This is a genomic window from Reyranella sp., assembly GCF_965229815.1.
GTDB lineage: Bacteria > Pseudomonadota > Alphaproteobacteria > Reyranellales > Reyranellaceae > Reyranella.
The window spans coordinates 2,463,690-2,487,509 of sequence record NZ_CBDDJN010000006.1 but is presented as its reverse complement, the minus strand read 5'-3'; the positions used below and the strand labels follow the sequence as shown (position 1 = coordinate 2,487,509).

The window sequence follows — 23,820 nt, the reverse complement described above, 5'->3', positions numbered from 1 at the left end:
TGCCCATCAGGCGCAGAAGCCGTGGAGGAACCAGCGCGCGGTCGGCCGGCCGTTGCCGGCCACGGCATAGGGACCGTCGCGGAACAGCCAGAAGCGGCCGCCATCGTCGTCCTCGACCCGGTAGTAGTCGCGGAAGGGCGGCACGATGTTGGCGGGCGGCCGGCTGCCGTCGGGCCGCGGCCGCCACCATTCGTCGGCGACGCGCTCGGGTCCCTCGGCGCGCACGATGCGATGGGCGTGCTGGCGCCAGCGGAAGACCGAGGGCGGATCGTCGGGCACGAAGGCGGTGACGTCGACCGGCTCGGGCCGCTGCAGCAGCCGCGTCGGCCGCGCGCCCTTGAGCTCGGCGACTCGCCGCCAGGCGCCGGCGCGGGCCGGGGTGCCGATCGAACTGCCGATCGGGCCGGCGACCTGCACGCGCTCCGGCAGGTGGCTGTCGCGCGGCAGCAGGCGCACCACGTTGCCGGCGCCCAGCCTGAGCGCCAGCCGGTCGGCGAGGTCGATGGCGCCGTCCGGGCCGGCGGTGCCGGCAGCAGCGGCGAGCACCTCGCCGTCGGGCAGCGCCTCCTGCGTGCCGTCGAAGGCCTCGACCTCGGGCGCCGCCAGGATCATCAGCTCGACGCCGAAGCCGGGATCGAGCTCGCCCAGCTTCTCCTCGAACAGCTTCATCAGCCGCGGATTGTCGCGGTTGGGCCGGCTGGTGCCGATGGCGGTGCGGTCGACCGAGCCGTCGACGCGGTAGAGCGCGATCTCGAGCCGGCGCGCGCCGACGCCTGCCTGCTCGAACTGGCGGCACAGCGCGGCCAGCAGGCGGCTGGTCGCCGCGGCGATGTCCTCGGGCCGGCCGATCGGCTCGACGAAGGCCAGCCGCGTGCGGAAGGCGGGCGGCGGCCGGCGCGGCTCGACCAGCTCGGCGATCGTGCCCAGCGCCTGGTCGAGGCGGCGCAGCGGCTGGTCGCCGAAGCGGCGGGCGAGCGGCGCGCGCGGCAGCGGATAGAGGTCGCCGATGCGGCGCAGGCCGAGCTTCAGGAAGGTCTCGAGGATCGGCGCGTCGAGCCGCAGCCCTTCGACCGGCAGCGCCGCCAGCGCCTCGCGCTGGCCGCGCGCGGGACAGAAGAGGTCGGCCTGCCGCTCGGCATGGCGGGCCAGCGCCCAGGCCGCGCCGGCGGTGTCGGCCATGGCGGCGCGGCAGGTGAGGTCGCGGCGCGCCAGGCGCTGCACCAGGTCGGCCAGCAGGGCGCGCTCGCCGGCCTCGCCGGCGCCGAACAGGTGGCTGCAGCCCGTGACGTCGAGCAGCAGGCCGGCATCGCCGCCGAAGCCGCCGGCGCTGCAGGCTTCGGTGCCTTCCTCGGCCAGCGCGCCGCCCAGCGGATCGATCGCCACCCACGGCGTGTAGCGGTCGCACCACGAGGCGATCGCCTCGAGCAGGCGGCGGTCGGCCTGCGGCTCGCCGGGCTGGGTGACGAGGTCGGGCACCAGGGCGCGCGCATCGGCCAGCCGCAGATGCGGCCGCAGGCCGGCGCTGCGGGCGTGCGGGTTGACGGCGAGCAGGCGCGGGCAGCCGTCGAGCCAGGCGACGGTGGCGGCGGACCTATCCGACCAGGCGCGCTCGGCCGGCGTCGACGGCATGCGCGCCAGTCGATCCGTGGAGAGCTTGGGGAACCACAGCGAGACCATGCGTTTCATCGTTCCACTCCAGCAGCCAGGACGGTGTTTCCGCGGCGGACGGCGCCCCGAAGCGGTTGCGCCTGAGCTCGATGCGCCAGCGCGCGGCGCCGACATCGGCGAGCCCCGGCGTCGATTGCGAGGCCGCCGACGCGACGCGCCAGCGCGTGGTGCACACGCTTTGCGGCGGCGCGGGCAGGGGGCGCAGCAGCAGGGCCGGCACGCCGCTCTTCTCGGCGGCGAGCGACAGGCGGCGGCCGGCGACCGGATCGGTGGCGCGCGTCTCGCCCAGCACCGCGGCCAGGCCGGCGCGCAGCCCTTCCTCCATCGCCCAGAACAGGTCCTCGTCGCGGCGCACCGTGACCATCAGCAGCCGCGCCGGGTCGAACCAGGCGGCGAGTGCCGGCGCATAGGGCGGCGCGTCGAAGGCGCCGGCGGGGCGGCGGCACCACAGGATCGTGCCGGCCGGCCGGAGCGTGCCGAAGCGGCCCAGCAGATGGGCGGCGAAGCCCAGCGCGGCGCCGTCATGGGCGGCGACGCGGCCGGACGGCGCGGGGCCCGCCTCGATCTCGTGCACCGCGCCGGTCAGCAGACCTTCGGGCAGCAGGGCGTCGATCGCCGGCACGCCGAGCGGCACCGCCTGCCGGCCGGCGCGTCCGGCGCTGTGCGCCCGCTCGAGCCGGCGCACCGTCTCGCGCAGATGCGCCGCGACCGGGGCGGCCGCGTCGTTGGCGGCGCGGCGGACGATGGGAGGAGCAGAGGCGCTCGGGGAAATGACGGGCATCGCCCCCTCGAAGGCTGAAACGCGTTGGGGATAGAATGTTCCTGTTATGTTCCGGTTGCTGCGGAGAGTCAACGAGAGTCCGGCGCGGGGAGTTTTTTCGCACCGGGGGAAGGCGAGCGACGATCGTGCATACAACCAATGGTATGGCGGCTGGATCGCCCGTCCCACTAATGGAAGGCTGACGGCAGTGCCGTCAGATCAACCGCCGTCGGCACGGTGCTTGCGAAGCGCCAGACGCCGGCCTCATGATCCCGGCAAAGGAGGCTCCGATGAGCCGTCGCGTTTCCGCTCTTCCGACCGCCCGTCTTCCGCTCCTCGCCCTGCTCGCGGCCGCGCTTTCCCTGGTCGCCGGGCCGGTGCTGGCGCGCTGCTCGCAGAATCTCGTCGAGCGCGGCCGGCCCGACGGTCGGCCCAACGTGCACCTGGCCTCGCTCGACGGACGGCCGCTCGCCGCGGGCGAGTCGGGCAGCCGCGCCGTCATCACCTTCCTCGGCCATTCCAGCTACCAGATCGACACGCCGCAGGGCGTGCGCGCCATCACCGACTACAACGGCGTCAACGGCTTCGGCCGCAAGCCCGACATCGTGACGATGAACAACGCGCACTCGACGCACTTCACCGACGAGCCCGAGGACGGCATCGCCTTCGTGCTGCGCGGCTGGCCGAGCCAGCCCGGCGAGACCGAGGCCAAGCACGACATCCAGCTCAAGGACATGAAGGTGTGGAACGTGCCGACCAACGCCCGCGACTGGGGCGGCTCGTCGGCGCGCATCAACGGCAACTCGATCTTCATCTATGCCATCGCCGATCTCTGCATCGCCCATCTCGGCCACCTGCACCATCGCCTGACCAAGGAGCATCTCGACGAGCTCGGCCGCATCGACGTGCTGATGGTGCCGATCGACGGCTCCTTCACGATGGGCCAGCCGCTGATGGTCGACGTCATCAAGCAGATCCAGCCGAAGATGGTGCTGCCCATGCACTACTGGGGCCGCACCCAGGTCGAACGCTTCCAGGGCCTGATGGCGCCGCTCGAGGCCGACTTCGTCTGGCCCGACCGCCGCAGCCTCGAGGTCGTGCGCGAGGAGCTCCCCGAGAAGCTCACCGTCGTCGTGCTGGGCGGCGAGGGCGGCGACTGACGCCTGGCGGCGCCGGACGCGATCGGCCGAACTCCCTCCTGCCCCTATCCGACCTTCGCCGGATCGAGCCAGTCGATCGTCTCGATGGCGCCCCACACCGTCGCGGCGGTCGCCGCCAGGGAACAGAGGGCGGCAAGCAGGCCGACCAGGAGCGCGCCGCCGTCCTCCTCGAGGTAGGCGAGGGCCAGCAGGATGACGACGATCGCCGGAACGATGTGCGTGAACGGCACCGGCGACACCAGCGTCAGTCCGAGCAGCAGCATCGTCGCGCCGACGAGCCGGCGCAGGGTCCCGAACAGGCCCGGCCAGCGGGGACGGATGAGACGCTCGGCCCAGGCCAGCCAGGGCACCACGAGAGCGATGGTGCGCGCCAGACGCGCGACGACGATCTGGCGCCGCGCGACCAGCCGCGGCAAGGCGGCGGCCTGATGCCCCAGGACGAGCTGGATCGATGGCCAGGCGATCAGGACGCCCATGATGGTCGAGGCGCCCGGCACGAGGGCGATCACCGCCATGCCCAGAAGCGTGAGACCGAAGGAACGCTCGCCCAGCTCCGCCATCAACCATCCGACATCGACGCGCTCGCCCGGCGCGCGGTCGAGCATGCGGGCAAGGTGGACCGAGGTTGGAACAGGCGGGGTCAGGCGGGCCAAGCGAGCGGCTCCCTGGCCATCAGGGCCGAAGAGATGGATCCGGGCCATCACAGTCTGGAATCGCGACATTGGCGAGGCAAGACGAGAGCGGACGAGAGGAAGACCTTCGTGCCGTGACCGTCCCCGACGGCCGGTCGCGTCCGGAGGCGGACCCGACCCGGCGGCATCGCACATGGACGCTGACGGCGGCATCGTGTACACGTGATCACACCATCGCCCACCAAGGCCGGCTTGCGATGGCCGGGAGACGATCGCGCTCCCGCCTCAGGCGGAACCCGTCCGACGGACCGGCCCACCCTTCCGCTCATCATGCTCTCGCTGCTCCCGATCGCAGGCCCAAGGCGGCTCTGCGTTCCCCCCAAACGCCGAGCGCCGCGACTGCGGCCGGAAGGAATCGACTCCATGAATATTCCCAAGCAGACCACGCCGATGATCTGGGGCGCCGTCGTCGGCGCCGCCCTGTGCGCGATCCTCGGCTTCACCTGGGGCGGCTGGGTGACGGGCAAGACCGCGCGCAACAACATCGAGGCCGCCGAGCGCGATGCCACGGCCACGGCGCTGGCGCCGCTCTGCGCGGAGCGCTTCCGCGCCCAGGACAATGCGGATGCCAAGATCGCCGAGCTCGCCAAGGCCAGCGACTGGCAGCGCGGCAGCGTCGTCGAGAAGAGCGGCTTCGCCACGATGGCGGGCAGCAAGGGCGGGGAGTCGGATGTCGCCCGCGCCTGCGCCGACCTGCTGCTGGCGCCGAAAACGCCCAAGTCCTGAGCTTCCGCGCACGCGTGGCCTTCCATGACCGACAAACCCGTCGAGCTCGACCAGTATCGCGGCATGGCCTCCCAGAAGGCCACCGGAACGCGCCGTCTTCGTGCCGACGTCGAGGCCAACGAACAGGCCCTGCGACAGCGGCGGGACGAGCTCGAGGCACAGCTCTTTGGCGCGCCGGCGGCAAGCTGGCGCGAAGCGGCGGACAGGGCGCGCTATCTCATCGGCCTCTACGCCGCCACCCTGGGCGATGGTGACACCCGCCACCACGCGCTGGTGGAAACCGTCCTCGCCGACTTCAATCGACTCGAGAGCGAGTCCTGACCGCGACGCCGACCGCGATCGGCGGCGCGCCAAAGCAAGGATGCACCATGGACAAGAACTTGAAGGACTGGCTCGTTCCGCCAGTGCTCTTTCCGATCGGTCTCGTCGTTCTCCTGGTCCTTTACCTCATCTTCCGCTGACAGGGCATGACGAGGTCGACCGGGAACGGCCGACCTCGTCATGCGCTGCGGAGGCCGGGACTCGCGTCCTCGGTCAGCCCGTCTCGCGCACCTCGGCGATCGCGCTGATCAGTTCGGAATCGCTGTAGGGCTTGGGCAGGAAGCGTGCGGGCGGACCGATGTCGGCCGGCAACTTCTCGAAATGTCCCGACGTCAACACGATGCCGATGTGCGGCCTGCTGGCACGCACCATCGCCGCGAGCACGACGCCGTCGCGTTCGCCCGGCATCGCGACATCCGAAAACACGATGACGATATCGTCACGCCTTTCCAGCCAGCCGATCGCTTCCTCGGCGTTCGCGGCGGAGAGGAAGGAAAATCCCGCCTCGGCCAGGGCGAGTTCGGCGCTCCAGCGGATCAACGGCTCGTCTTCGACGATCAGGACGACGGGCTTGCTGCCGGAAGCCCCGCGACTCACTGGATCTGGCCTTGGGAGTCCATGGTGGCGATCCTCACGCCGTTGAGCAGCGCTTGTTCTTCAGATTGTTCCGGGGTCGGCGCTTCAGATGCGCCCGAGGAGCGCGAGGGATCAAGTCGAATGGCGCCGGTCAACGTCAACGCGGTCATGCCTTGCCGGTTCCGCGAGGGGCGGCGGAAGCGATCAGCGAGATGGCCGGGATGCGGACCCGGCAGTTGAACCCTTCGGGATCGAAGCGCCGCTCGACCACGGCGCCGGGAATGGCGTGATCGATGAGGCGACTCCCGAGGCCGGCCCGCGAGGGCGCGCCAACCGGGGGACCGCCCCGTTCCCGCCAGGAGAGGACGAGGTCGCCCGCGGGCTCGATGGTCCATCCCAGGACGACCTTTCCCGACGGCCGCGCCAGCGCTCCATACTTGATGGCGTTGGTCGCCAGTTCATTGAGCACGAGGGCCAGCGGCTGGGCCGTCTCGAAGGTCACCGTCACCGGCGTGCTGGAAGCGATCTCGAGGCGACCTTCGCCGGCGAAGGCGCCGAGCTGGACCCGGGCGAGAGCTTCGAGCTTGGCTCCCCCGCTCGAGCTGCGCACGAGCACCGCATTGGCGCTGGCCATCGCCATCAGTCGCTTGCCGAAGGTCGCCCGGAGCTGGGCCACGTCGCCGCTCGTCGCCGCGGTCTGCTGGAACAGGCCCGAGACCACCGCCAGCGTATTGTTGATCCGGTGGGCCAACTCCCTCGCCAGGCCGTCGCGTCGCTCGGATGCCGCGGCGCGCGCCGTGATGTCCTGCATGACGCCGATGAAATTCAGGGCCCGTCCCGACGGGTCGCGGAAGATCGATCCGCGATCGAGCACGACCAGATATCGGCCGTCCGCGGCGCGATAACGGAACTCGTCCTCCCAGTAAACGTCCCCGTTCGCGACGGCGTCGGTCATTCCCTTGACGACGCGCGCCCGGTCGTCGGGATGGATGTGCTCGTGGCACCATTGGGTTCGGTCGCCGATTTCGTCCCGTCCGTAGCCGAAGATGGTCTGCATGCCTTCGCTCCACCAGACCCTGTCGTCGACGAGGTCGATGTCCCAGAGGACGTCGCCACTGGCGGCGATGGCGGTCCGGAGGCGTTGATGGTGCAGATTCTCGGCCATCTGTCCGAGCTGCTGCCGGGTGATGTCGCGCGAAACGACGACGAACTGCGCCGGGCCATCCTCGATCCGAACGGCACTGACCGAGACGTCCCACCATTTCGGCGCGCCGTCCGCGGTCGGGCGGAGGGCCGTGAAGTGGCCGACACCCCCCGTGCGGGCCTCTCGCAGCGACTCCTCGACCTTCGACCGGCTTTCGCTCGGCCAAAGCGACGACCACGGCTGCCCGACCACGGCGTTCGGCTGATCGATCTCGAGGGCGGCGAGGCCGTTCTGGTTGACCAGCTGGATGCGGCCCTCGCCGTCGACGACCTTCACGCATTCGAACGACGACTGGAGCAGGGTGACCGCCAGCGGCGAGAGGGCCGGCGGCGCCTCGAAGTCCTTGGTCACTTTCCGGCAGCCCTTCATCAAGCTCGACAACGGACCGAGGCGAAGGTTCGAGGTCGTCCAGGGCCTCGGCCTGCCAGGCTGGCGCAGTCCGGGCCACAAGGCGCCTGCGCCGACGCCTGGCCGCGGCCAGGTCGGACGTTCGCTGGAGTGTCCGTTGTCTCGGTGAAAATCGTGATCGAAGATTAGGCTCGATCCCGGCGACCGGGCAAGTCTGGAGAAGGCACGCGCGGGCATCGTGCATGGACGGGCGCGGCGGTGGCGTGTAGTGTCCCTCGACCATCGCCCACGAAGGCCGGCCTGCGATGGCTGAGAGACGCTCGTGCTCCCGCCCCCGCGGGACCCGTCCGACGGACCGGCTCACCACACCGCTCATTCTGCTTCCGCTTTCTCGCGCGCAGGCCAAAGCCGGGCCCGGCGCCCCTCACAGTTGCCGAAGGTCGCGAACCGCGGCCGGAACGGATCGACATCATGAACATTCCGAAGAAGACCACGCCACTCCTCTGGGGCGCCGCGATCGGCGCCGCCCTGTGCGCAATCCTCGGCTTCACCTGGGGCGGATGGATGACGGGGAAGAGCGCGCGCAGCAATGCCGAGGCCGCCTCGCACAGCGCCACGGTCCTCGCCCTGGCTCCGTTCTGCGCCGAACGTTTTCGCGCCCAGGACAATGCCGCCGCCAAGCTCGCCGAACTCGCCAAGGCCAGCGACTGGCAACGCGGCAGTGTCGTCGAGAAGAGCGGGTTCGCCACGATGGCGGGCAACACGATCGGCGAGACGGATATCGCCCGGGCCTGTGCCGACCTGCTGCTGGCGCCGAAGACACCCAAGTCCTGAACAGGCACGACAGGCCATGTCCGAGCCTGTCGGATCGTTGTCCGGCGCCGCGCGCCGAGAGGGGGCCGAGTGAGCAAGCCCGATGGGAACGAGGCCGTCGCCGGCAGGATCCTGGCGGCGCGACGGGCGCTGCGCGGCACGCCGTGGGACGGGCACGACCTCGATCATTTCGTGCAGGTCCTGTGCCGCCTCGATCCCGACCGGCACGGCTTCGGCGTGCTCGACCTGGTCGCCATAGAAAGCGCGTGGGTCGGCGCGACCGGCGAGGCCTGGTCGGGCGGCTTCGTCGGTCGACTGAAGGACGGACGGCGCGCTCATGCCGATGGCCGCGCCGGACATGCGCATTGGGCAGACGGAGACTCCGACATCGCCGCCGGCCTGCTGGGCGGGGGCGAGCGGCATCCGGAACTCGGCGCACGTCACGGCTGGCAGGACCATGCGTGGGACGACGGGATGGCGCGACGGCTCAACGAGCTCCTGGCGAGGATCGACACCGCCGCGGACGGACCATGACCGATGAGCGGCCACGGCAGGCCCCTCGCTCCGGCTTTGCCGCAGCCTTCAGAGCCATGCCATCAGATCCGAGTCCGACAGGCCGATCATCAGGATCAGACCGATGCCTCCGAGCACCAGGGCGGCGGCAATCGCGTCCCTGACCAGTCGAAAGTCCGCCCGCAGCCGGAGGCGGCGACGTCGGACGGCAGCGTCGGATGGAATCCGGGTCATGCGACCTTTCCTGCTCGGTAACGAGCCGGCCTTCGGCACCGGCCGGAGGCGGTCTCGAAAATGTTCGGGCGGACACATGCGCACCGACTGGCAACTCCGCCCCTGCCCGATGGACCGGGAGCCTTCGTCGCCTGGCCGTCGCAGGACGGTACTTGCCTCAACATGGGGATGACGGCCACGGCGCGGAAGGGGGCAGCGGCTCCCTATTCACCGCCGCGTCGGCTCCCGGTCGACACGATCCTCCGAACGACATCCACGAGGCGACGCGCGCGGACCTTGCGGATCGCCGCAGCCCTGTCCGCCTGAACGCGAAATGCATCCCGCCGCTGGGCGATGGCTCCGGCGACGGCATCGGGCGGCGTTCCAATGCGCAGGAGCAACGCTTCCGACAGCCGGAGCGACGCCTCGATCTCTTCCGGCACGACATCGGAGGCGCCCAGCCGGTAGAGACGTCCGGTCTCCTCGGCGCCGCGGGCCCGCGCGACGATGCCGAGATCGGGAGCGAGCGCGCGCGCCGTGACGACCGCCGCCTCGGCCGCCTCGGCCGAGGCCAGCGTCACGACCATCGCCAGCGCGCCGTCGAGGCCCAGCCTGTCGAGCACGTCCGGCCCCGCGGCATCGCCCAGGATGACCTCGTGCCCGCGACCTTGCCGGGCGGAGACGAGCCGGGGGGCGCGTTCGAGGGCGATCCAGGGAATGGCTTGCCGCGTCAGCATGTCGGCGACCGCCTTTCCGACACGGCCGTATCCGACGATGAGGACCTTCGACCGGGCGCTGCGGAGCGGATCGGTCATCGGCTGCCCGGCAGCGACACCCGCGGGGCGCCCGAGTGCCGCTCCGATCGTGGCAAGGCCGGGCAGGCAGAACATCGAGAGGGTCGCCGAGACCAGAACGGTCTGTACCACCGCGCGGTCCACCAAGCCTTCGCCGGCGGCGGAATGCAGGATGACGAAGGCGAATTCGCCCGCCCCGGCGAGAAGAAGCGCGGTCTCGACCGCAGCGGCGGCGCGAAGGCCGAACAGCCGCGCGAGGCCGAAGACGATGAAACCGTTGAGAAGCATGAGGCCGACCAGCAGGGCGGCGATCAATGCCGGTCGTGCGGCCAGCAACGACAGATCGAGGCCGATGCCGATCGACACGAAGAACAGCCCGAGCAGCAGCCCCTTGAAGGGCGCCACGGTCGCTTCGATGTCCTTGCGGTACTCGGTCTCGGCGAGCAGGAGGCCGGCGACGAAAGCGCCCAGCGCCATCGAGAGGCCGCTGACGGCCGCGACCAGCCCCGCTCCGACCACGATCAGCAGCGATGCCGCGACGAACAGCTCCTCGCTGTCGGCCGAGACGACCGAACGCATCATCGGCCGCAGCACGAGGCGGCCCAGTACCACGAGAACCAGCAGGCCGAGCGCGGCCGCGGCGAAGGCCAGGAGCAGCTTCGGCGAGAAACCCTCGCCGCGATCGCCGCCGAGTACGGCGATCGTCACCAGGATCGGCGCGACGGCGAGGTCCTGCAGGAGCAGCACGGAGAACGTTGCCCGGCCCGCCCGCGAGAACTGCCGGTTCCGCTCGGCCAGAAGCGGCATCACGACGGCGGTCGACGACAGGCCGAGCGCCGCCCCCAGCAGGACGGCGGCCATCGGGGGCTGGCCGAGCAGCATCGCCGCGCCGGCGATGACGGCGGCGCAAACGACGACCTGCGAGCCGCCCAGTCCGAAGACGAAGCGCCGCATCGTCCACAGCCGCTCCCAGGACAGTTCGAGCCCGATCGCGAACAGGAGGAACACGACGCCGAATTCCGCGAGCTGTTCCATCGAGGCGGAGCTCTTCATCGTGACGTAGCGAAGCCATGGCAGCTCGCCCTGCAGGGCGCCCAGTCCGAAGGGACCGAGGACCACGCCCGCGCCGAGGAATGCCAGGACCGGGCTCAGCCGGAAGCGGCGGAAGATAGGAACCACGACGCCCGCCGTGGCGAGGAACAGGACGACCTCGGTGTAATCGCCGATCGCGGTCTCACCCGCCATCGCCGCGCCCCTCGACCCCGCCCGCCCGACCCGCCTGGTTGGCGCGGTCGCGCCTTCGCATCAGATGGGATCCGGGGCGAGGGCCGCCGCCAGTTCGTCCGCCGAGACGGGAACGACCCGGGACGTGGCGCCGGGGGCCGGATGGGCCGGCACATGGAGCCACGCGCCGACCCGCTGGTAGGCGACGAAGGAGAGGCCGGCAATCTCCTCCTGCTCCGTCACCAGCCGATAGGTCCCGGCGGGTTGCACGCCATCGAGGGCCGCGAGCGTGAAGGGGCGATGGAAGGTCACGGTTGTCTCCACGCTGCGTGTCATGGCGAACTCCATTGCGCGGAGAGCCGGCGGCCGGATGGCCGTCGGGGTACAGGGGGCGGCAGATCAGTGGGTGCAGGTCTCAGCGGGTGAAGGTCAGTGCAGCTTGGCCCTGATCAGGGCCACGACGTCGCCGACCGTGCTCAGGCCTTCGCTGTCGCGGTCGCTGATCTCGATCCTGAACTCGTCCTCCAGGGACATGATGACTTCGACCATGTCGAGACTTGTCGCGCCCAGGTCGCCGTCGAAGGTGGCCGCCTCGGCGATGCGGTCGCCCTCGACATGCAACCGTGCCGCCAGCACGCTGGTGACGCGGTCGGTGATGTCCGCCGCCTGATGTCTGGTTGTCACCGCATTTTCCTCTTCAAGATGGCGATGGACGCCGCAACAGGGCCGCGTCGCCGATCGGTGAGCCCCTCGAGCCCCGGGCCGGCCGCTGCCGCCCGATACCCGTGCGCCCACGCATGGCCGATGTCTAGGCAATTCGGAGCATTTGCTCCACCGGGCGCGCCGCATCGGCGTTGGCGCCCCATTCGCTCGGGAAGAACGCGCCCCTGGCGGGGATCGTTGCATGATGGGCCCATGTCCTTGTAAGCGCCCCGGGAAGGGCCACTTGGTAAGACGTGTCCACCTGGCTGCCTCCAGTCGAACGGACTCGGGGGGACATCAGCTGACCAGGCTCAACATTCGCCACCGCACGACCTATCGCTATCGCGAGCCCGTCAGACTGGGGCCGCATCGTCTGATGCTGCGGCCGCGGGAGAACCGCGACGTGCGCCTGCTGTCGTCCTCCCTGGAGACGACACCGGTCGCGTCGGTCTCGTGGACCAACGACGTGTTCGGCAACACCGTGGCGACGGCAGGCTTCGCCGGCCTGTCCGACGGGCTCGTCATCGAAAGCGGGGCGGTGGTCGAGCTCTTCGTCTCGCCCTGGCGAGCGATCGACATCGCGCCTTCGGCCGCTCGCTTCCCGTTCTTCTACTCGATCGAGGAGCAGGCCGATCTCGGGGCGCTGGCGGTGCCGCAGGTCTTCGATGCATCGGGCCGGCTCGCCGACTGGGCGCGCGGGTTCGTGCGCGGCGCGCAAACCGATACGCGGGCGCTGCTCGAGGACATGGTCTCCGGCGTGGCGGCGCAGATCGGCTATCAGAGCCGGGAGGCCGAGGGGACGCAGACGCCCCTGCAGACCATCGCGCGGGGATGGGGGTCGTGCCGCGACTTCGCCGTGCTGTTCGTCGAGGCGGCGCGCTGCCTGGGCTTCGGCGCGCGCATCATATCGGGCTATCTCTACAATCCCGACAGCGCGCCGTTGCCGGAAGGATCGGGACCGAGAGGATCGGCGATGGGGGCCGGCTCGACCCATGCCTGGGCCGAGATCTTCCTGCCCGGTGCCGGCTGGATCACCTTCGATCCGACCAATCGCGCGATCGGCGGATACAATCTCATCCCGCTGGCCGTCGGCCGCATCATGAGCCAGGTGATGCCGATGACAGGCACCTTCCTGGGCATGACGGATGCCTATCTTGGCATGTCGGTCGACGTCGAGGTCACGCCCTGAGGGTGCGCCCGTTCATCAGCGCGTCGACGTCGCGCTGGGCCGCCATCTTGTCGACGCCGTACCTGGCAACGACCTGCGTCACCAGCTCGTCGTTGGTCTTGAGATCGGACAGTTCCTGCCTCGAGAACTTGTCCCACCTGGTGCCGATGTCGTTGAGCATGCCGTTGCGGTCGCCGTCGTCTGCGCGCGCGGAGTTGTTCGTCGTGGGCGAGTTGGACATGGAGTCTCCTGATGTTGGGGGCTCGAGCGAGATCGATCGAGCTTCCAACACATGGGAACGCGGACGCGGTTTATAAGGTCAGCCGCCGACTATATATATCGCGCGCGCGCAGCGATCGGACTGGACATCACGGGCAATCCGGCGCGCGTTGTTCCTCTTCGTTCAGGGCACCGCATGAGCGTAGAGGTCACGAAACTGTCGGAGCGCGGACCTCCAGGTTCGCTCACGATCATGAGCGAGCCTGGAGGCTCGCGGTCCGGAAGACGATGAGCGGCACGGGAGTGCCGCGCTCCCAGCGAAGCGCGCTCTTCTCAGGCTCCTCTCCCCCGCGAGGGGGAGAGGTTGGGTGAGGGGGTGAGTCGATCGAGGGCGCGCAGGATGTGTTCTCTGTCGTCCTGAGCGTAGCGAAGGACCTCATCGCCGCTTGCAGCGGCACGAGATCCTTTCCCTTCGGATACGCTCAGGAAGACAAACTGCTGGGGGTGCGCACGTGCTTCACTCCCCCTCTCCTAGCCTCTCCCCCTCGCGGGGGAGAGGAACATGATCTGTGCTGGGGGCGCGCCACTCCAGTGGCGCTCTTCTTCGTTCGAGACACCGCATGAGCGGCACTGGAGTGCCGCGCTCCCGGCGATGAGGGCGCGCGCTTCTCAGGCTCCTCTCCCGGCGAGTCGATCGAGGGCGCGCAGGATGTGCTCGGGCTTGATCGGGGTGGCGTTGATCTCGACCTTGAATTCCGCGAGCGCGTCGCAGACGGCGTTGGCGATGGCGGCGGGCGGGGCGATGGCGCCGCCTTCGCCGACGCCCTTCACGCCGAGCGGATTGAGCGGCGAGGGGATCTCCTGGTGCAGCAGCTCGACGGCCGGCGCGTCGGCCGCGCGCGGCAGCGCATAGTCCATCAGCGAGCCGGTCAGGAGCTGGCCCTGGCGGTCGTAGACGAACTCCTCGAACAGCGTGCCGCCCAGCCCCTGCACCATGCCGCCGACGACCTGGCCCTCGACCAGCATCGGGTTGACGACCACGCCGCAATCGTGCGCCACGACGTAGCGCTCGATCGCGATCGCGCCCGAGGCGAGGTCGACCTCGACCAGGGCGAGGTGCGTGGCGCTGGCCCAGGTGACGGTCGGCGGCTCCCAGTAGTACGTCTCCTCGAGGCCGGCATCGACGCCCGGCGGGCGGCGATGGTCCCAGCCGGGACGCGCCGCCTGGGCCACCGCGGCCAGCGTCACCTCCATTCCCGGCGCGCCGACGACGCCCACCTTGCCGCGCCGCAGCTCGAGGTCGGCCGGCGCGCATTCCAGCAGGTTGCCGGCGACCGCGAACACCCGGGCGCGCAGCCTTTCGCTGGCGTGATGGAGGGCGGCGCTCACGTTCACCGTGCTGCGGCTGGCGATGGTGCCGAGCCCCATGGCGACCAGCGCCGTGTCGCCCAGCGCGACGGTGACGTCCTCGGGCTCGACCGACCAGAGGTCGGCCACCACCTGGGCGAAGACCGTCTCCATGCCCTGGCCCTGGGCGCTGGCGCCCGAGCTCACGGTGAACGAGCCGTTCGATTCGAGGCGCACCAGCGCGCTCTCGAACGGGCCGATGCCGGTGCCCTCGACATAGCTCGCGACGCCGAGGCCGAGGAAGCGGCCCTGCCGCCGTGCCGCGGCCTGGCGCGCGCGGAACGCCGCCACGCCGCCGATCGCCTGCAGCGCCTTGTCGAGACCGCCGGGGAAGTCGCCGCTGTCGTAGACGATCGGCTCGCCGTCGCGATAGGGCAGGCCCATCGGCAGCGGCAGGTCCTGCGGGCCGATCATGTTGCGCCGCCGGACCTCGGTCGGCTCCAGCCCGAGCGCGCCGGCGATCAGGTCCATGGTCCGCTCCATCGCGAAGGCCGCCTCCGGCCGGCCGGCGCCGCGATAGGGGGCGTTGGGCACCTTGCTGGTCGCCACGATGCGCGCCGTCGCGGCGAAGTTGGCGATCCGGTAGGGGCCGAGCAGGTGGACGGCGGTGTTGTAGGCGATGGCGATTCCGATCGGGTTCCACGCCCCGCAATCGACCAGGAACGTGTCGCGGAACGCCGTGACGCGGCCCGTATCGTCGAAGCCGACCTCGACCTCGTGGAGCTGGTCGCGCGAATGGCAGGAGCAGAGGAGATGCTCCTGCCGCTCCTCGATCCAGCGCACCGGCCGGCCGACCAGGCGGGCGACGAAGGGGATCAGCAGGTCTTCCGGGTAGACGTGGCCCTTGGTGCCGAAGCCGCCGCCGACGTCGAGGGCGACGCAGCGCACCCGCCCCTCGGGCAGCCGCAGCACGGTCGCCGCCGCGCGGCGCACCGAATGCACGACCTGGGTCGCCGACCAGATGGTGACCGAATCGGTGCGTTGATCGTAGGCGCCGACCACGCCACGGCATTCGATGGGCAGGCCGGCATAGCGATGGGTGTGGAAGCGGCGGCGGAGCCGGTGCGGCGCGGCGGCGAGCGCGGCGGCCACCGCGCCCTTCTCGGCGGTGAACTCGCCGATCAGGTTGGTGGCGAATTCCTCGTGCAGGATCGCCGCCCCCGGCGCCAGCGCGGCCTCGGCATCGACGACGGCGTCGAGCGGCTCGATGTCGACCGTGACCCGCTCGGCGGCGTCGAGCGCCTGATCGCGGGTCTCGGCCACGACCAGGGCAACCGCCTCGCCGACATGGCGGACCTTGTCCGCGGCCAGCATCGGCTGCTGCGGCACGTGGATCCTGTGCGGGACGTGGCTGCGCCACTTGGCCGGCAGCGCGAGCTGGCCGCCGGCGACCGGCGGCACCAGCGTCTGCAGCTCCGCGCCGGCCAGCACGCGCACGACGCCCGGCATCGCCGCCGCCGCGGCCGCGTCGACGCTGCGCAGGCGGCCGTGCGCGACCTGGCTGCGGACGAAGACGGCGTGCAGCATGCCCGGCACGACGAGATCGGCGACGAACTGCCCGCGCCCCGTCAGCAGGCGCTGGTCCTCGCGCCGCCGCATGGAGCGTCCGACGAAGCGGGGTCGGTCTTCGCCGGGCATCTCCTGGTCTCCTGATTCCGTCGGTGTGAACCCGGGCGCGACTATGCCGGTCTCCGGCGGGGCGCGGCAACTTGATTGCCTCCGGCAATCATCCCGAGCGAAGCCGACTGCGCCGCCCATCGGGCGGCTCCGCTCGGGATGACGGACATTTCTTGCCACACGCGATACCTGTTCGGCGGCGCCGCTCAACTGCCCTTCACTGCCCCTCGGCGCATACCTGCGGGCACCCGCAGGGGCCTTCTACCTCTGATAGAGTCCCGCCGCTGCGTTCCACGACAAAGGGCAATCGTCGCCGGAGGAAAGAGCAGAGTCATGCGCCTGTTCGCCGCCACGCTCGCCACCGAGACCAACACCTTCTCGCCGCTGCCGACCAGCTTCGAGAACTACCGCGAGGCGGTGTTCCTGCGGCCGGGCGAGCATCCGGCCGCGGCGCCCCGCATGTGCTGCGCGCCGCTGTTCGTCGGACGGGCGCGCGCCGCCCGCGACGGCTTCGAGCTGATCGAAGGGAGCTGCTTCGCCGCCGCCCCGGCCGGCACGACCAACCGTGCCGGCTACGAGACCATGCGCGACGAGATCCTGGACCAGCTCGCGGCGGCGCTGCCGCTCGACGGGCTGCTGCTGGGGCTGCACGGCGCCATGGTGGCCTACGGCTACGACGACGTCGAAGGCGACTTCCTGGAGCGGGCGCGCGCGATCGTCGGGCCCGACTGCGTGATCGGCGTCACGCTCGATCCGCACTGCCATCTCACCCTGAAGCGCATGAAGCTCGCCGACATCATCGTGCTCTACAAGGAGTTCCCGCACACCGACGTGGTCGAGCGCGCCGAGGACATGCTCGACCTCGTGCTGGCGACCGTGCGGCGGCCGGATCCGGCCGGTGATGTCGGTCTACGACTGCCGCCAGATCCAGAGCTACCCGACCACGATCCAGCCGATGCGCCGGCCTGGTCGACCGCATCAAGGCGATGGAGGGCCGGGGACGGGATCCTGTCGGTGTCGATCGCGCACGGCTTTCCCTACGGCGACGTGGCCGAGGTCGGCACGCGCGTGCTGGTCATCGCCGACGGCGACAAGAACAAGGCCGATGCGCTGGCGACCCGGCTCGGCGAGGAGCTGGTCGCGCTGCGCGGCAGGACCCAGCCGCCGGCGCTGGACGTGGCGGCCGGCGTCGCCGAGGGCGTCGCCTTCAACGACCGGCCCGTGGTGATCGCCGATCCGGCCGACAATGCCGGCGCCGGCGCGCCGTCGGACAATACCGACATCCTGCGCCACCTGATCGACAGCAGGGGTCGAGGACGCCTGCCTCGGCCCGATCTGGGACCCGATCGCCGTGCGCATCTGCTTCGATGCCGGCCTCGGGGCCAGGCTCGACCTGCGCGTCGGCGGCAAGATCGCGCCCAGCTCCGGCCAGCCGCTCGACGCCGAGGTCGAGGTCATCGGCCTGGAGCGCAACGCCCGGCAGACGTTCGGGCCGTCGTCGATCCCGGTGGGCGACTGCGCCGCCGCGCGGGTCGGCGGGGTCGATTTCGTGCTGACGACGAACCGGACGCAGGCGACGGGCCTGGAGCTGTTCACCAACCTCGGCATCGATCCCCGGCAGAAGAAGATCGTGGTGGTGAAGTCGACCAGCCATTTCCTGGCGACCTACGGGCCGATCGCCAAGAAGGTGGTCTATGTCGAATCGGGCGGACCCTTGCGCAACGACTATCGCCGCATGCCGTACGCCAAGGCGGAGCGTCCGATCTGGCCGCTCGACGCGGACGCCGCCGCCGCGCGGGGCTGATCTTCTAGCCGGAGCGCAGCGCATGCCCCTTCGACCCCGGCCCGCCACGGCCCCCGCGCCCCGACACATCGCCGATCGCGAGGCCGCATGAGCCTGAGGCGCCTCCTCGGAATGCCGCGCACCGGGTCGCCCGAGGTCCGGGCGCGCCTTCTCGGCGGCCCGATCGTGCGGACGATGCTGGCGCTGTCCCTGCCGCCCCTGACGTCGACGCTGGCCCAGCTCTTCGTCAACCTGGCGCAGGTCCACTATGTCGGCCGCCTCGGCATCGAGCCGCTGGCCGCCCTGACCCTGGTCGCGCCGGCCGTGCTGTTCATGCAGCTCCTGTCGGCCGCCGATGTCGGCGGGGCGATCAGCGCCGCGACGGCGCGCGCCCGGGGGCGCCAACGAGCCGCGGGACCTGCAGCGGCTCGTGCTCTACGCCGTCGCCTGCAGCCTCGCCTTCGGGCTGCTGTTCGCGGCGATCGAGCATTTCGGCGGACGCGCGCTCTATCGCTTCCTCGGCGGACGGGACCGCGTCCTCGACGAGGCCGTCGCCTATGGCGGGATCGTCTTCGGCGGCGGGGTGCTGATCTGGACGACCAACCTCCTGGCCGCCACCCTGCGCGGCCGCGGCGAGACGTTCGTGCCCTCGATGATCATCATCGTGAGCTTCCTGGGAAGCTTTCCCCTCTATCCGATCCTGACGCCGGGCCTCGGCCTCGTCGGCGCCGCGATCGCCTTCGTCGCCGCCTATGCGATGTCGACGATCGCGCTCCTCGTCTACATGCAGTGGATGGGACGGCAGACCCGCATCGCGCTCGTGCCCGACTGGTGGTCGTGGACGCTGGTCCGCGAGACGGCCCGGGTGGCGTTCCTGTCGTCGAGCCGGACGATGCTGTCGGTGGGGGCGAGCGTGGCCGTGACGTTCGCGGTCGGCCGGCTCGGCGACGCCGCGATCGCCGGCTACGGCATCGCGTCCCGCCTCGACCTGACGTTCATCTCCCTGCTCTACGGCCTCGGCATCGCCATCCTGGCCATGGTCGGCGCCAACCTCGGCGCGGGGAACGCCGAGCGGGCCTACCGGGTGGCCGTCGTCGGCACGCTGGTCGCGACCGCGATCGGCGCCGTCCTCGGGCTCGTGGTGACGGTGCGGCCGGACCTCTGGCTGGTCCATTTCAGCGACGATGCCGCCGTGCTGCAGGAGGGCGGGCGCTACCTGCGCATCGTGGGACTGGCCTACGCGCTGGGTGCCGGCGGCACCGCGCTGCTCTTCGTCGGGCAGGCGAAGGGCCAGATGCGTTGGGCCTTCTGGGGCACGGTGGGACGCTTCGCGATCGTCGCGACCTGCGCGACCGGGCTCTTCGGGGTCCCCGACACGATCGGCGCGATCGGCCTGATGATGGCCGGCGCCTATGCCGTCCAGGGCCTCATCGCCGCCGCGATCCTGAACCCGGCGAACTGGCGTGCCGCGGCCCGGGAGCAGGTGGCGTAGGGGCCGTCGCCGGCGCCCTGGCGCAGGAAGGTCCAGCGGGACACGGCCCCGGCCGGCCGACCTCATCGGCACAGGGAGGCAGAGGCGATGACCGACACGCCGCGAGCGCCGGGACCGTCCCCCCCGGCCTGGTCCGGGCGACGATCGTGGGCGGCCTGCTGTTCCTGCTGCCGCTGATCCTGATCGGACTGCTGCTGGGCCACGCCATCCATCTGGCCGGCGCGGTGACGCAACCCGTCGCCAACCTGCTCACGCTCGACCGGACGATCGGGCCCTTCGGCGAGAAGGTACTGTCCGCCGTCGGCCTGGCGGCGGTCGCGCTGGTCGCCGGCCTCGTCGCCAGGACCGCGTTCGGCCGGCGGCTGACGCGCCGGGTCGAGCACTCGCTGCTGGGCGGGCTGCCGCAGTACCAGATGATGAAGAGCATGGCCGACGGCCTGACGCGGGTCGAGCAGGGCGACGGCGTCACGCCGGCCTTGGTCAACGTCGAGGAGGCCTGGCAGATCGGCTACCTGATCGAGCCGCTCGACAATGGCTGGCACACCGTCTTCCTGCCGCAGGCGCCGACGCCGCTCGCCGGCAACATCCTGTACCTGCCGGCCGAGCGGGTCCGCCTGCTGGACATGACCATGACGCAGGCCATGCTGCTGATGAAGCACATGGGCGTCGGGTCGGCGGCGGCGCTTGCCGGTGCGGACCTCACGCTGCCGGGTGCGGTGGGTTCAGGGGGCGCGCGCGGTATCGCTTTCTTAGGGAACTATATACTTGACGACGGAAATGGCTAGACCCTACCCTCCCGGCAAGGGGGTCAGCCATGGGACCAATTCAACTGAAGGTCGAGCAGCTAGTGCTCGACAACGATAACCCGCGCATTACGCACTCCGAGAGCCAACAACAGACGCTGCAGAAGGTTGTTCGGGACCAGAAGACGAAGCTGGTCAGGCTGGCCCAAAGCATTGTCGAGAAGGGCCTGAGCCCGATTGAGCGGCTGGCCGTCATGCAGGTGACCGAGAGCCCAAAGCGCTATATCGCGCTGGAAGGCAACCGCCGTGTGGCGGCGCTCAAGCTGCTGACCAACCCCGCCGTCATGACGGGTTTGGAGATGCCCAACGGCATGCAGAAGACTCTCGAACGCCTCGCCAAGGTCTTCGACAGGAGCAAAGTCGCGTCGATTGACTGCTATGAGGTCGGCGCGCGCGAGGACGCCCGCTACTGGATTGAGCTACGCCACAACGGCGAGGATCAAGGGCGCGGTGTCGTGTCATGGAAACCGATTGTCGCCGCGCGCTACCGGAAGCGGTCTCCCGCGATTCAGGCATTTGACGTTGTGATTGAACACGGCGGCTTCAGCGAGGAGGAGGCCGAGCAACTTCGGCAAGAGTTCCCACTGTCCACGTTCCAACGGTTCATGGAAAGCCCGGAGGTCCGCGACCTAATCGGGCTGAAAGTGAGGGAGGGGCAGGTACGTTCCGACCTACCGCCGGCAGAGTTCATCAAGCCGTTGAAGAAGATCGTGAGAGACCTTGCCGACAAGCGCGGCAGCAATTCGCGACGGTTCAACAGCACCACGCAGATGGTGGACTACGTCAAGGGCTTCGCGAAAAGCGACAAGCCCGATCTCTCCAAGAAGGTGCCTGAGCGTCCGATTGAAGGTGTCCAAGGTAGCGAGTTCGCCAAGGCGGCGCGCGCCCGGACTCGGGTCAAGCGGTCTTCCGATCCGTCGATGCGGACGACGGCTGTGCCCAAGGGCTGTCCGGTGAACGTTAAGGACAATCGCATCGGAGGCATCTATGGCGAGCTTCAAAGGCTTCGCCTGGAGGACGCGCCGAATGCCATCGCGGTACTGTTACGTGTCTTCCTTGAAATGTCAGTGGACCACTTCTTGGAGAACAACGGCGGCAGCGTTGAGGAGACTCGGCCTGACGGCAAAAAGAGGTTCAAGGAACTCGACAAAAAGCTGGCCGAGGTGGTGGCTATGCTGGTATCTGAGGGTGTCCCTCGCGCGCACTTCGAGAGCGTGATCCGCAGCGTCAGTGTGAAAACCAGCCCAATGTATATCGGATTGTTCCACCGCTACGTTCACGACCGCTTCGCGACGCCCAGTCCGCAAGATCTACGGGCGGCGTGGGAACACGCTCAGCCGCTTTTTGAGAAAATCTGGCCATGACGGCCTCGGCCGAGAGTGAGCCTAGAAGGTTGGTTCACTTCACGCCGCTCCGCTACCCCGGCGGCAAGGCCAAGCTGGCTGCTTACGTGAAGCAGCTCATCCGAGACAACAAGCTCGACGACGGCGAGTACATCGAGCCCTACGCCGGCGGGGCCGGGATCGCGCTAGAACTACTCCTGCAAGAGTACGTGTCACTGGTGCGCATCAATGACGTAAGCCACCACGTCTATTCTTTCTGGAAGAGCGTGCTAAACGACACCGATGAATTGTGCAGGCGGGTCAAGAACACCCGGCTGTCGATCGCGTCGTGGAAGCGGCAGAAGAAGATTTTCAACAACCCGAAAGACCACGATTATCTGACCGTGGGCTTTGCCACGTTCTTCCTGAACCGGACCAATCGCTCCGGCATCTTGAACGGCGGGGTCATCGGCGGCCTCGACCAGACTGGACCGTGGAAGATCGACGCGCGATACAACGCCGACGAATTGATCTTCCGCATCGAGTCCATTGCCAAGATGAAGAGCCGTATCAAGCTCACACATAGCGACGCTGTCGCGTTCTTGAAGCATGGACTGCCGAAGTGGCCAGAAAAGGCGCTCATCTACCTCGACCCGCCGTACTTCGAGCAGGGCCGCGAACTCTACTACGACTACTACAAGGCAGAAGACCATGCGGCCGTCGCGTCAGTCGTCACCAAGATGAAAGCCCGCCACTGGATTGTGTCCTACGACAACGTTCCCGAAATCAGAAAGCTATATGCAGGCTTCCGGCGGCTCTCGTACAATGTGAGATACACCGCGCGGGAGCGCTACGAGGGCAAGGAGGTCATGTTCTTCTCGGACAAGCTCTCTGTCCCCAATTTGGTCGGCCCCGTGCAGCAAGTCGGCAAGCTCAGGATGGCGGCATAAATGGCGAGCAAGAAGCCGGATCTGGACGACGCCACCGTCCGCATCTTGAAGCGAGTGCTGGCGATGCCGCCGAAGCATCATGACGACATGAAAGTCGGCCGACCCAAAAGCAAGAAGCGGGCAGCCCCTAAAGGCCGCGCCGCTTCCGCCAAGCCGCGTAACGCTTCAAAAACTGCTGGCGAGTCGTGACCTCAGTCAAGAGGCCGGTACGTTAGGCGCTTGCCTTCGATACCTTTGGCGATTAGCGCCGCACGTTCCCCGTCGTTGATCTTGCGGGTATTCCACTTGAAGTCCCACTCCGCGAGATAGCGCGGTAGATGGGCCTCGCTGATCGAATGATGCGTACCGAACACGGCGCGCTTCATGAGAGCGAAGGACGACTCGATGGTCTTCGTGTGATCGACGCCATTGTCCTTCACGTACTCGCCTGCAGTGTGATTGACCTTGGCGTGAGCCGCGACCTCCTTGCCTGTGTGCAGGTACACGCTGCTCTCGTCTGTCGCCAGCCGCGTCTTTGCGTTGACGTGCTTGGTCAGGATCGGGCGCAGTGTTTCGCCCGTCACGTTGGCCACATGGAAGCTGCGCGCCTTTCCGTCACGCTCCACCAGAGAGACAACCGGCATCTTGCCGACGTTGCCACGGCCAGCCTTCAGTTTCTTCGAGGCGTGCTTGTTGCGCTCTTTGCCGCCGATATACGTTTCGTCGGCTGACGATCTTGCCATGTCCGCCCAACGGGCCGCTCGACGGTGTGGCCATAGCTTCGCGGATGCGATGGCAGAGGAACCACGCCGTCTTGTAGGTCACGCCCAACATGCGCTGCAGTTGAAGAGCGCTCATGCCCTTCTTGCTCGCGCCCATCAGATGCATCGCGAGAAGCCACTTGGTCAGCGGTATCTTGCTGCGCTCCATGACGGTGCCGACCGTCACGGTAAACTGGCCATTGCAGGCCGCGCAGTAGTACAGGCCCGGACGGCTGGCCGTTCCCTGACCCTTGGCGATCTTTTCCTGATCGAGGTTCCCGCAGTGCGGGCAAACCGGACCGCGCGGCCAGCGCACTGCCTCTAGGGCTTCGCGCGCCTTGTTTTCGTCGGTGAAGGCCGCTTTGAGTAGGTCAGCTTGAGCCATAGGAAATCCCCTCTACGGCTCTATTTGGGCCTTGCGACTTCCGTTGTCAAGTATATAGTCTCCCTTTCTTAGGGCGCCTCAGGTTGGCGACGATGCCGCCGTGCTCCTAAAGGGTGGGTGGGATCTACGCACTGTGAGACTGGCCCACGCCCTAGGGGGCGGACGTGCGCCGAGCCCACTGCGGACGAAGACGGCGTGCAGCATGCCTAGCAAGGCCAGG

24 protein-coding genes and 2 pseudogenes are annotated in these 23,820 nt (G+C 69.2%); 13 read left to right on the top strand and 13 right to left on the bottom strand.

Annotation, left to right across the window (positions count from 1 at the left end; translation table 11 throughout):
- Nucleotides 1-6 precede the first annotated feature (6 nt).
- Entirely contained in the window at nucleotides 7-1,686 is a 1,680-nt protein-coding gene (locus ACO073_RS23245; RefSeq protein WP_422000698.1) for a DNA polymerase Y family protein, read from the bottom strand.
- Nucleotides 1,592-2,449 carry an ImuA family protein gene (locus ACO073_RS23240; protein WP_422000697.1) on the bottom strand — a complete coding sequence of 286 codons (858 nt, stop codon included), beginning with the start codon at nucleotides 2,447-2,449 and terminating at the stop codon, nucleotides 1,592-1,594. The genes ACO073_RS23245 and ACO073_RS23240 overlap by 95 nt, the downstream gene beginning before the upstream one ends.
- 269 nt (nucleotides 2,450-2,718) lie before the next feature.
- On the opposite strand from ACO073_RS23240, the gene ACO073_RS23235 reads away from it, so the two are divergent.
- Nucleotides 2,719-3,588 carry an MBL fold metallo-hydrolase gene (locus ACO073_RS23235; RefSeq protein ID WP_422000696.1) on the top strand — a complete coding sequence of 290 codons (870 nt, stop codon included), beginning with the start codon at nucleotides 2,719-2,721 and terminating at the stop codon, nucleotides 3,586-3,588.
- Between the two features lie 44 nt (nucleotides 3,589-3,632).
- Here the strand turns inward: ACO073_RS23235 and ACO073_RS23230 are convergent, their stop codons facing one another.
- Entirely contained in the window at nucleotides 3,633-4,241 is a 609-nt protein-coding gene (locus ACO073_RS23230) for an exopolysaccharide biosynthesis protein (protein WP_422000695.1), read from the bottom strand.
- Nucleotides 4,242-4,643: 402 nt separating this feature from the next.
- On the opposite strand from ACO073_RS23230, the gene ACO073_RS23225 reads away from it, so the two are divergent.
- The gene (locus ACO073_RS23225; protein ID WP_422000693.1) at nucleotides 4,644-5,006 is read left to right on the top strand and encodes a hypothetical protein; all 363 of its coding nucleotides are present in this window, start codon (nucleotides 4,644-4,646) and stop codon (nucleotides 5,004-5,006) included.
- A gap of 24 nt (nucleotides 5,007-5,030) precedes the next feature.
- Complete coding sequence (locus tag ACO073_RS23220) at nucleotides 5,031-5,327, top strand: hypothetical protein (RefSeq protein WP_422000691.1); 297 nt, start codon at nucleotides 5,031-5,033, stop codon at nucleotides 5,325-5,327.
- A gap of 213 nt (nucleotides 5,328-5,540) precedes the next feature.
- Here ACO073_RS23220 and ACO073_RS23215 read toward each other — a convergent pair whose 3' ends face one another.
- The 3 genes from ACO073_RS23215 to ACO073_RS23205 are packed head-to-tail and all read right to left on the bottom strand — an operon-like array spanning nucleotide 5,541 to nucleotide 7,458.
- Nucleotides 5,541-5,924 (bottom strand): response regulator, encoded by a 384-nt coding sequence (locus ACO073_RS23215; protein WP_422000689.1) that lies wholly within the window; start codon nucleotides 5,922-5,924, stop codon nucleotides 5,541-5,543.
- Complete coding sequence (locus ACO073_RS23210) at nucleotides 5,921-6,073, bottom strand: hypothetical protein (RefSeq protein WP_422000687.1); 153 nt, start codon at nucleotides 6,071-6,073, stop codon at nucleotides 5,921-5,923. Before ACO073_RS23210 ends, ACO073_RS23215 begins: the two co-directional genes overlap by 4 nt.
- The gene (locus tag ACO073_RS23205) at nucleotides 6,070-7,458 is read right to left on the bottom strand and encodes a sensor histidine kinase (RefSeq protein WP_422000686.1); all 1,389 of its coding nucleotides are present in this window, start codon (nucleotides 7,456-7,458) and stop codon (nucleotides 6,070-6,072) included. Before ACO073_RS23205 ends, ACO073_RS23210 begins: the two co-directional genes overlap by 4 nt.
- 468 nt (nucleotides 7,459-7,926) lie before the next feature.
- Here ACO073_RS23205 and ACO073_RS23200 point away from each other — a divergent pair, with 468 nt between their 5' ends.
- Together ACO073_RS23200 and ACO073_RS23195 are read left to right on the top strand one after the other, a co-directional pair.
- A complete protein-coding gene (locus ACO073_RS23200; RefSeq protein WP_422000685.1) occupies nucleotides 7,927-8,289 on the top strand; it encodes a hypothetical protein in 363 nt (120 codons plus the stop codon).
- Nucleotides 8,290-8,358: 69 nt separating this feature from the next.
- Complete coding sequence (locus tag ACO073_RS23195) at nucleotides 8,359-8,802, top strand: hypothetical protein (RefSeq protein ID WP_422000684.1); 444 nt, start codon at nucleotides 8,359-8,361, stop codon at nucleotides 8,800-8,802.
- Nucleotides 8,803-8,850: 48 nt separating this feature from the next.
- Here ACO073_RS23195 and ACO073_RS23190 read toward each other — a convergent pair whose 3' ends face one another.
- The 4 genes from ACO073_RS23190 to acpP form a co-directional block, all read right to left on the bottom strand.
- Entirely contained in the window at nucleotides 8,851-9,015 is a 165-nt protein-coding gene (locus ACO073_RS23190) for a hypothetical protein (protein WP_422000683.1), read from the bottom strand.
- A gap of 203 nt (nucleotides 9,016-9,218) precedes the next feature.
- On the bottom strand, nucleotides 9,219-11,033 hold the full coding sequence (locus tag ACO073_RS23185; RefSeq protein ID WP_422000682.1) for a cation:proton antiporter: 1,815 nt from the start codon (nucleotides 11,031-11,033) through the stop codon (nucleotides 9,219-9,221).
- Nucleotides 11,034-11,093: 60 nt separating this feature from the next.
- The gene (locus tag ACO073_RS23180) at nucleotides 11,094-11,348 is read right to left on the bottom strand and encodes a hypothetical protein (RefSeq protein WP_422000680.1); all 255 of its coding nucleotides are present in this window, start codon (nucleotides 11,346-11,348) and stop codon (nucleotides 11,094-11,096) included.
- A gap of 93 nt (nucleotides 11,349-11,441) precedes the next feature.
- Nucleotides 11,442-11,696: an acyl carrier protein gene (acpP, locus tag ACO073_RS23175; RefSeq protein WP_422000678.1), complete on the bottom strand. Its 255-nt coding sequence runs from the start codon at nucleotides 11,694-11,696 to the stop codon at nucleotides 11,442-11,444.
- A gap of 319 nt (nucleotides 11,697-12,015) precedes the next feature.
- Between acpP and ACO073_RS23170 the strand changes: the two genes are divergently transcribed.
- Nucleotides 12,016-12,903 carry a transglutaminase family protein gene (locus tag ACO073_RS23170; RefSeq protein ID WP_422002197.1) on the top strand — a complete coding sequence of 296 codons (888 nt, stop codon included), beginning with the start codon at nucleotides 12,016-12,018 and terminating at the stop codon, nucleotides 12,901-12,903.
- On the opposite strand, the gene ACO073_RS23165 is transcribed toward ACO073_RS23170, so the two are convergent.
- Together ACO073_RS23165 and ACO073_RS23160 are read right to left on the bottom strand one after the other, a co-directional pair.
- Entirely contained in the window at nucleotides 12,893-13,123 is a 231-nt protein-coding gene (locus ACO073_RS23165; protein WP_422000676.1) for a PqqD family protein, read from the bottom strand. The genes ACO073_RS23170 and ACO073_RS23165 overlap by 11 nt on opposite strands.
- A 647-nt stretch (nucleotides 13,124-13,770) precedes the next feature.
- Entirely contained in the window at nucleotides 13,771-16,146 is a 2,376-nt protein-coding gene (locus tag ACO073_RS23160) for a xanthine dehydrogenase family protein molybdopterin-binding subunit (protein WP_422000674.1), read from the bottom strand.
- Between the two features lie 138 nt (nucleotides 16,147-16,284).
- Between ACO073_RS23160 and ACO073_RS23155 the strand changes: the two are divergent.
- From ACO073_RS23155 to ACO073_RS23125, 7 genes and pseudogenes are all read left to right on the top strand, one after another.
- Nucleotides 16,285-17,262 (top strand): annotated as a pseudogene (locus tag ACO073_RS23155) (M81 family metallopeptidase); the annotation flags it as partial.
- A 214-nt stretch (nucleotides 17,263-17,476) separates the two neighbouring features.
- A complete protein-coding gene (locus ACO073_RS23150; protein ID WP_422002196.1) occupies nucleotides 17,477-17,929 on the top strand; it encodes an MlrC C-terminal domain-containing protein in 453 nt (150 codons plus the stop codon).
- A gap of 334 nt (nucleotides 17,930-18,263) precedes the next feature.
- Complete coding sequence (locus ACO073_RS23145; RefSeq protein WP_422000673.1) at nucleotides 18,264-19,400, top strand: MATE family efflux transporter; 1,137 nt, start codon at nucleotides 18,264-18,266, stop codon at nucleotides 19,398-19,400.
- Between the two features lie 146 nt (nucleotides 19,401-19,546).
- Nucleotides 19,547-20,185: a hypothetical protein gene (locus ACO073_RS23140; protein WP_422000671.1), complete on the top strand. Its 639-nt coding sequence runs from the start codon at nucleotides 19,547-19,549 to the stop codon at nucleotides 20,183-20,185.
- Nucleotides 20,186-20,214: 29 nt separating this feature from the next.
- The gene (locus ACO073_RS23135; protein WP_422000669.1) at nucleotides 20,215-21,567 is read left to right on the top strand and encodes a hypothetical protein; all 1,353 of its coding nucleotides are present in this window, start codon (nucleotides 20,215-20,217) and stop codon (nucleotides 21,565-21,567) included.
- Nucleotides 21,564-22,475, top strand: coding sequence for a DNA adenine methylase (locus ACO073_RS23130; RefSeq protein ID WP_422000668.1), 912 nt, complete (start codon nucleotides 21,564-21,566; stop codon nucleotides 22,473-22,475). The genes ACO073_RS23135 and ACO073_RS23130 overlap by 4 nt, the downstream gene beginning before the upstream one ends.
- A complete protein-coding gene (locus tag ACO073_RS23125; protein ID WP_422000666.1) occupies nucleotides 22,476-22,664 on the top strand; it encodes a hypothetical protein in 189 nt (62 codons plus the stop codon).
- Nucleotides 22,665-22,666: 2 nt separating this feature from the next.
- On the opposite strand, the pseudogene ACO073_RS23120 reads toward ACO073_RS23125, so the two are convergent.
- Nucleotides 22,667-23,600, bottom strand: a pseudogene (locus tag ACO073_RS23120) (IS1595 family transposase).
- Nucleotides 23,601-23,820 lie beyond the last annotated feature (220 nt).

Bases quoted from the DNA above. Each gene is read 5' to 3' on its own strand.
- ACO073_RS23245 (WP_422000698.1), bottom strand. From the start codon at position 1,686: ATGAAACGCATGGTCTCGCTGTGGTTCCCCAAGCTCTCCACGGATCGA.
- ACO073_RS23240 (WP_422000697.1), bottom strand. From the start codon at position 2,449: ATGCCCGTCATTTCCCCGAGCGCCTCTGCTCCTCCCATCGTCCGCCGC.
- ACO073_RS23235 (WP_422000696.1), top strand. From the start codon at position 2,719: ATGAGCCGTCGCGTTTCCGCTCTTCCGACCGCCCGTCTTCCGCTCCTC.
- ACO073_RS23225 (WP_422000693.1), top strand. From the start codon at position 4,644: ATGAATATTCCCAAGCAGACCACGCCGATGATCTGGGGCGCCGTCGTC.
- ACO073_RS23220 (WP_422000691.1), top strand. From the start codon at position 5,031: ATGACCGACAAACCCGTCGAGCTCGACCAGTATCGCGGCATGGCCTCC.
- ACO073_RS23210 (WP_422000687.1), bottom strand. From the start codon at position 6,073: ATGACCGCGTTGACGTTGACCGGCGCCATTCGACTTGATCCCTCGCGC.
- ACO073_RS23200 (WP_422000685.1), top strand. From the start codon at position 7,927: ATGAACATTCCGAAGAAGACCACGCCACTCCTCTGGGGCGCCGCGATC.
- ACO073_RS23190 (WP_422000683.1), bottom strand. From the start codon at position 9,015: ATGACCCGGATTCCATCCGACGCTGCCGTCCGACGTCGCCGCCTCCGG.
- ACO073_RS23185 (WP_422000682.1), bottom strand. From the start codon at position 11,033: ATGGCGGGTGAGACCGCGATCGGCGATTACACCGAGGTCGTCCTGTTC.
- ACO073_RS23180 (WP_422000680.1), bottom strand. From the start codon at position 11,348: ATGACACGCAGCGTGGAGACAACCGTGACCTTCCATCGCCCCTTCACG.
- ACO073_RS23165 (WP_422000676.1), bottom strand. From the start codon at position 13,123: ATGTCCAACTCGCCCACGACGAACAACTCCGCGCGCGCAGACGACGGC.
- ACO073_RS23160 (WP_422000674.1), bottom strand. From the start codon at position 16,146: ATGCCCGGCGAAGACCGACCCCGCTTCGTCGGACGCTCCATGCGGCGG.
- ACO073_RS23145 (WP_422000673.1), top strand. From the start codon at position 18,264: ATGTCGGCGGGGCGATCAGCGCCGCGACGGCGCGCGCCCGGGGGCGCC.
- ACO073_RS23135 (WP_422000669.1), top strand. From the start codon at position 20,215: ATGGGACCAATTCAACTGAAGGTCGAGCAGCTAGTGCTCGACAACGAT.
- ACO073_RS23130 (WP_422000668.1), top strand. From the start codon at position 21,564: ATGACGGCCTCGGCCGAGAGTGAGCCTAGAAGGTTGGTTCACTTCACG.
- ACO073_RS23125 (WP_422000666.1), top strand. From the start codon at position 22,476: ATGGCGAGCAAGAAGCCGGATCTGGACGACGCCACCGTCCGCATCTTG.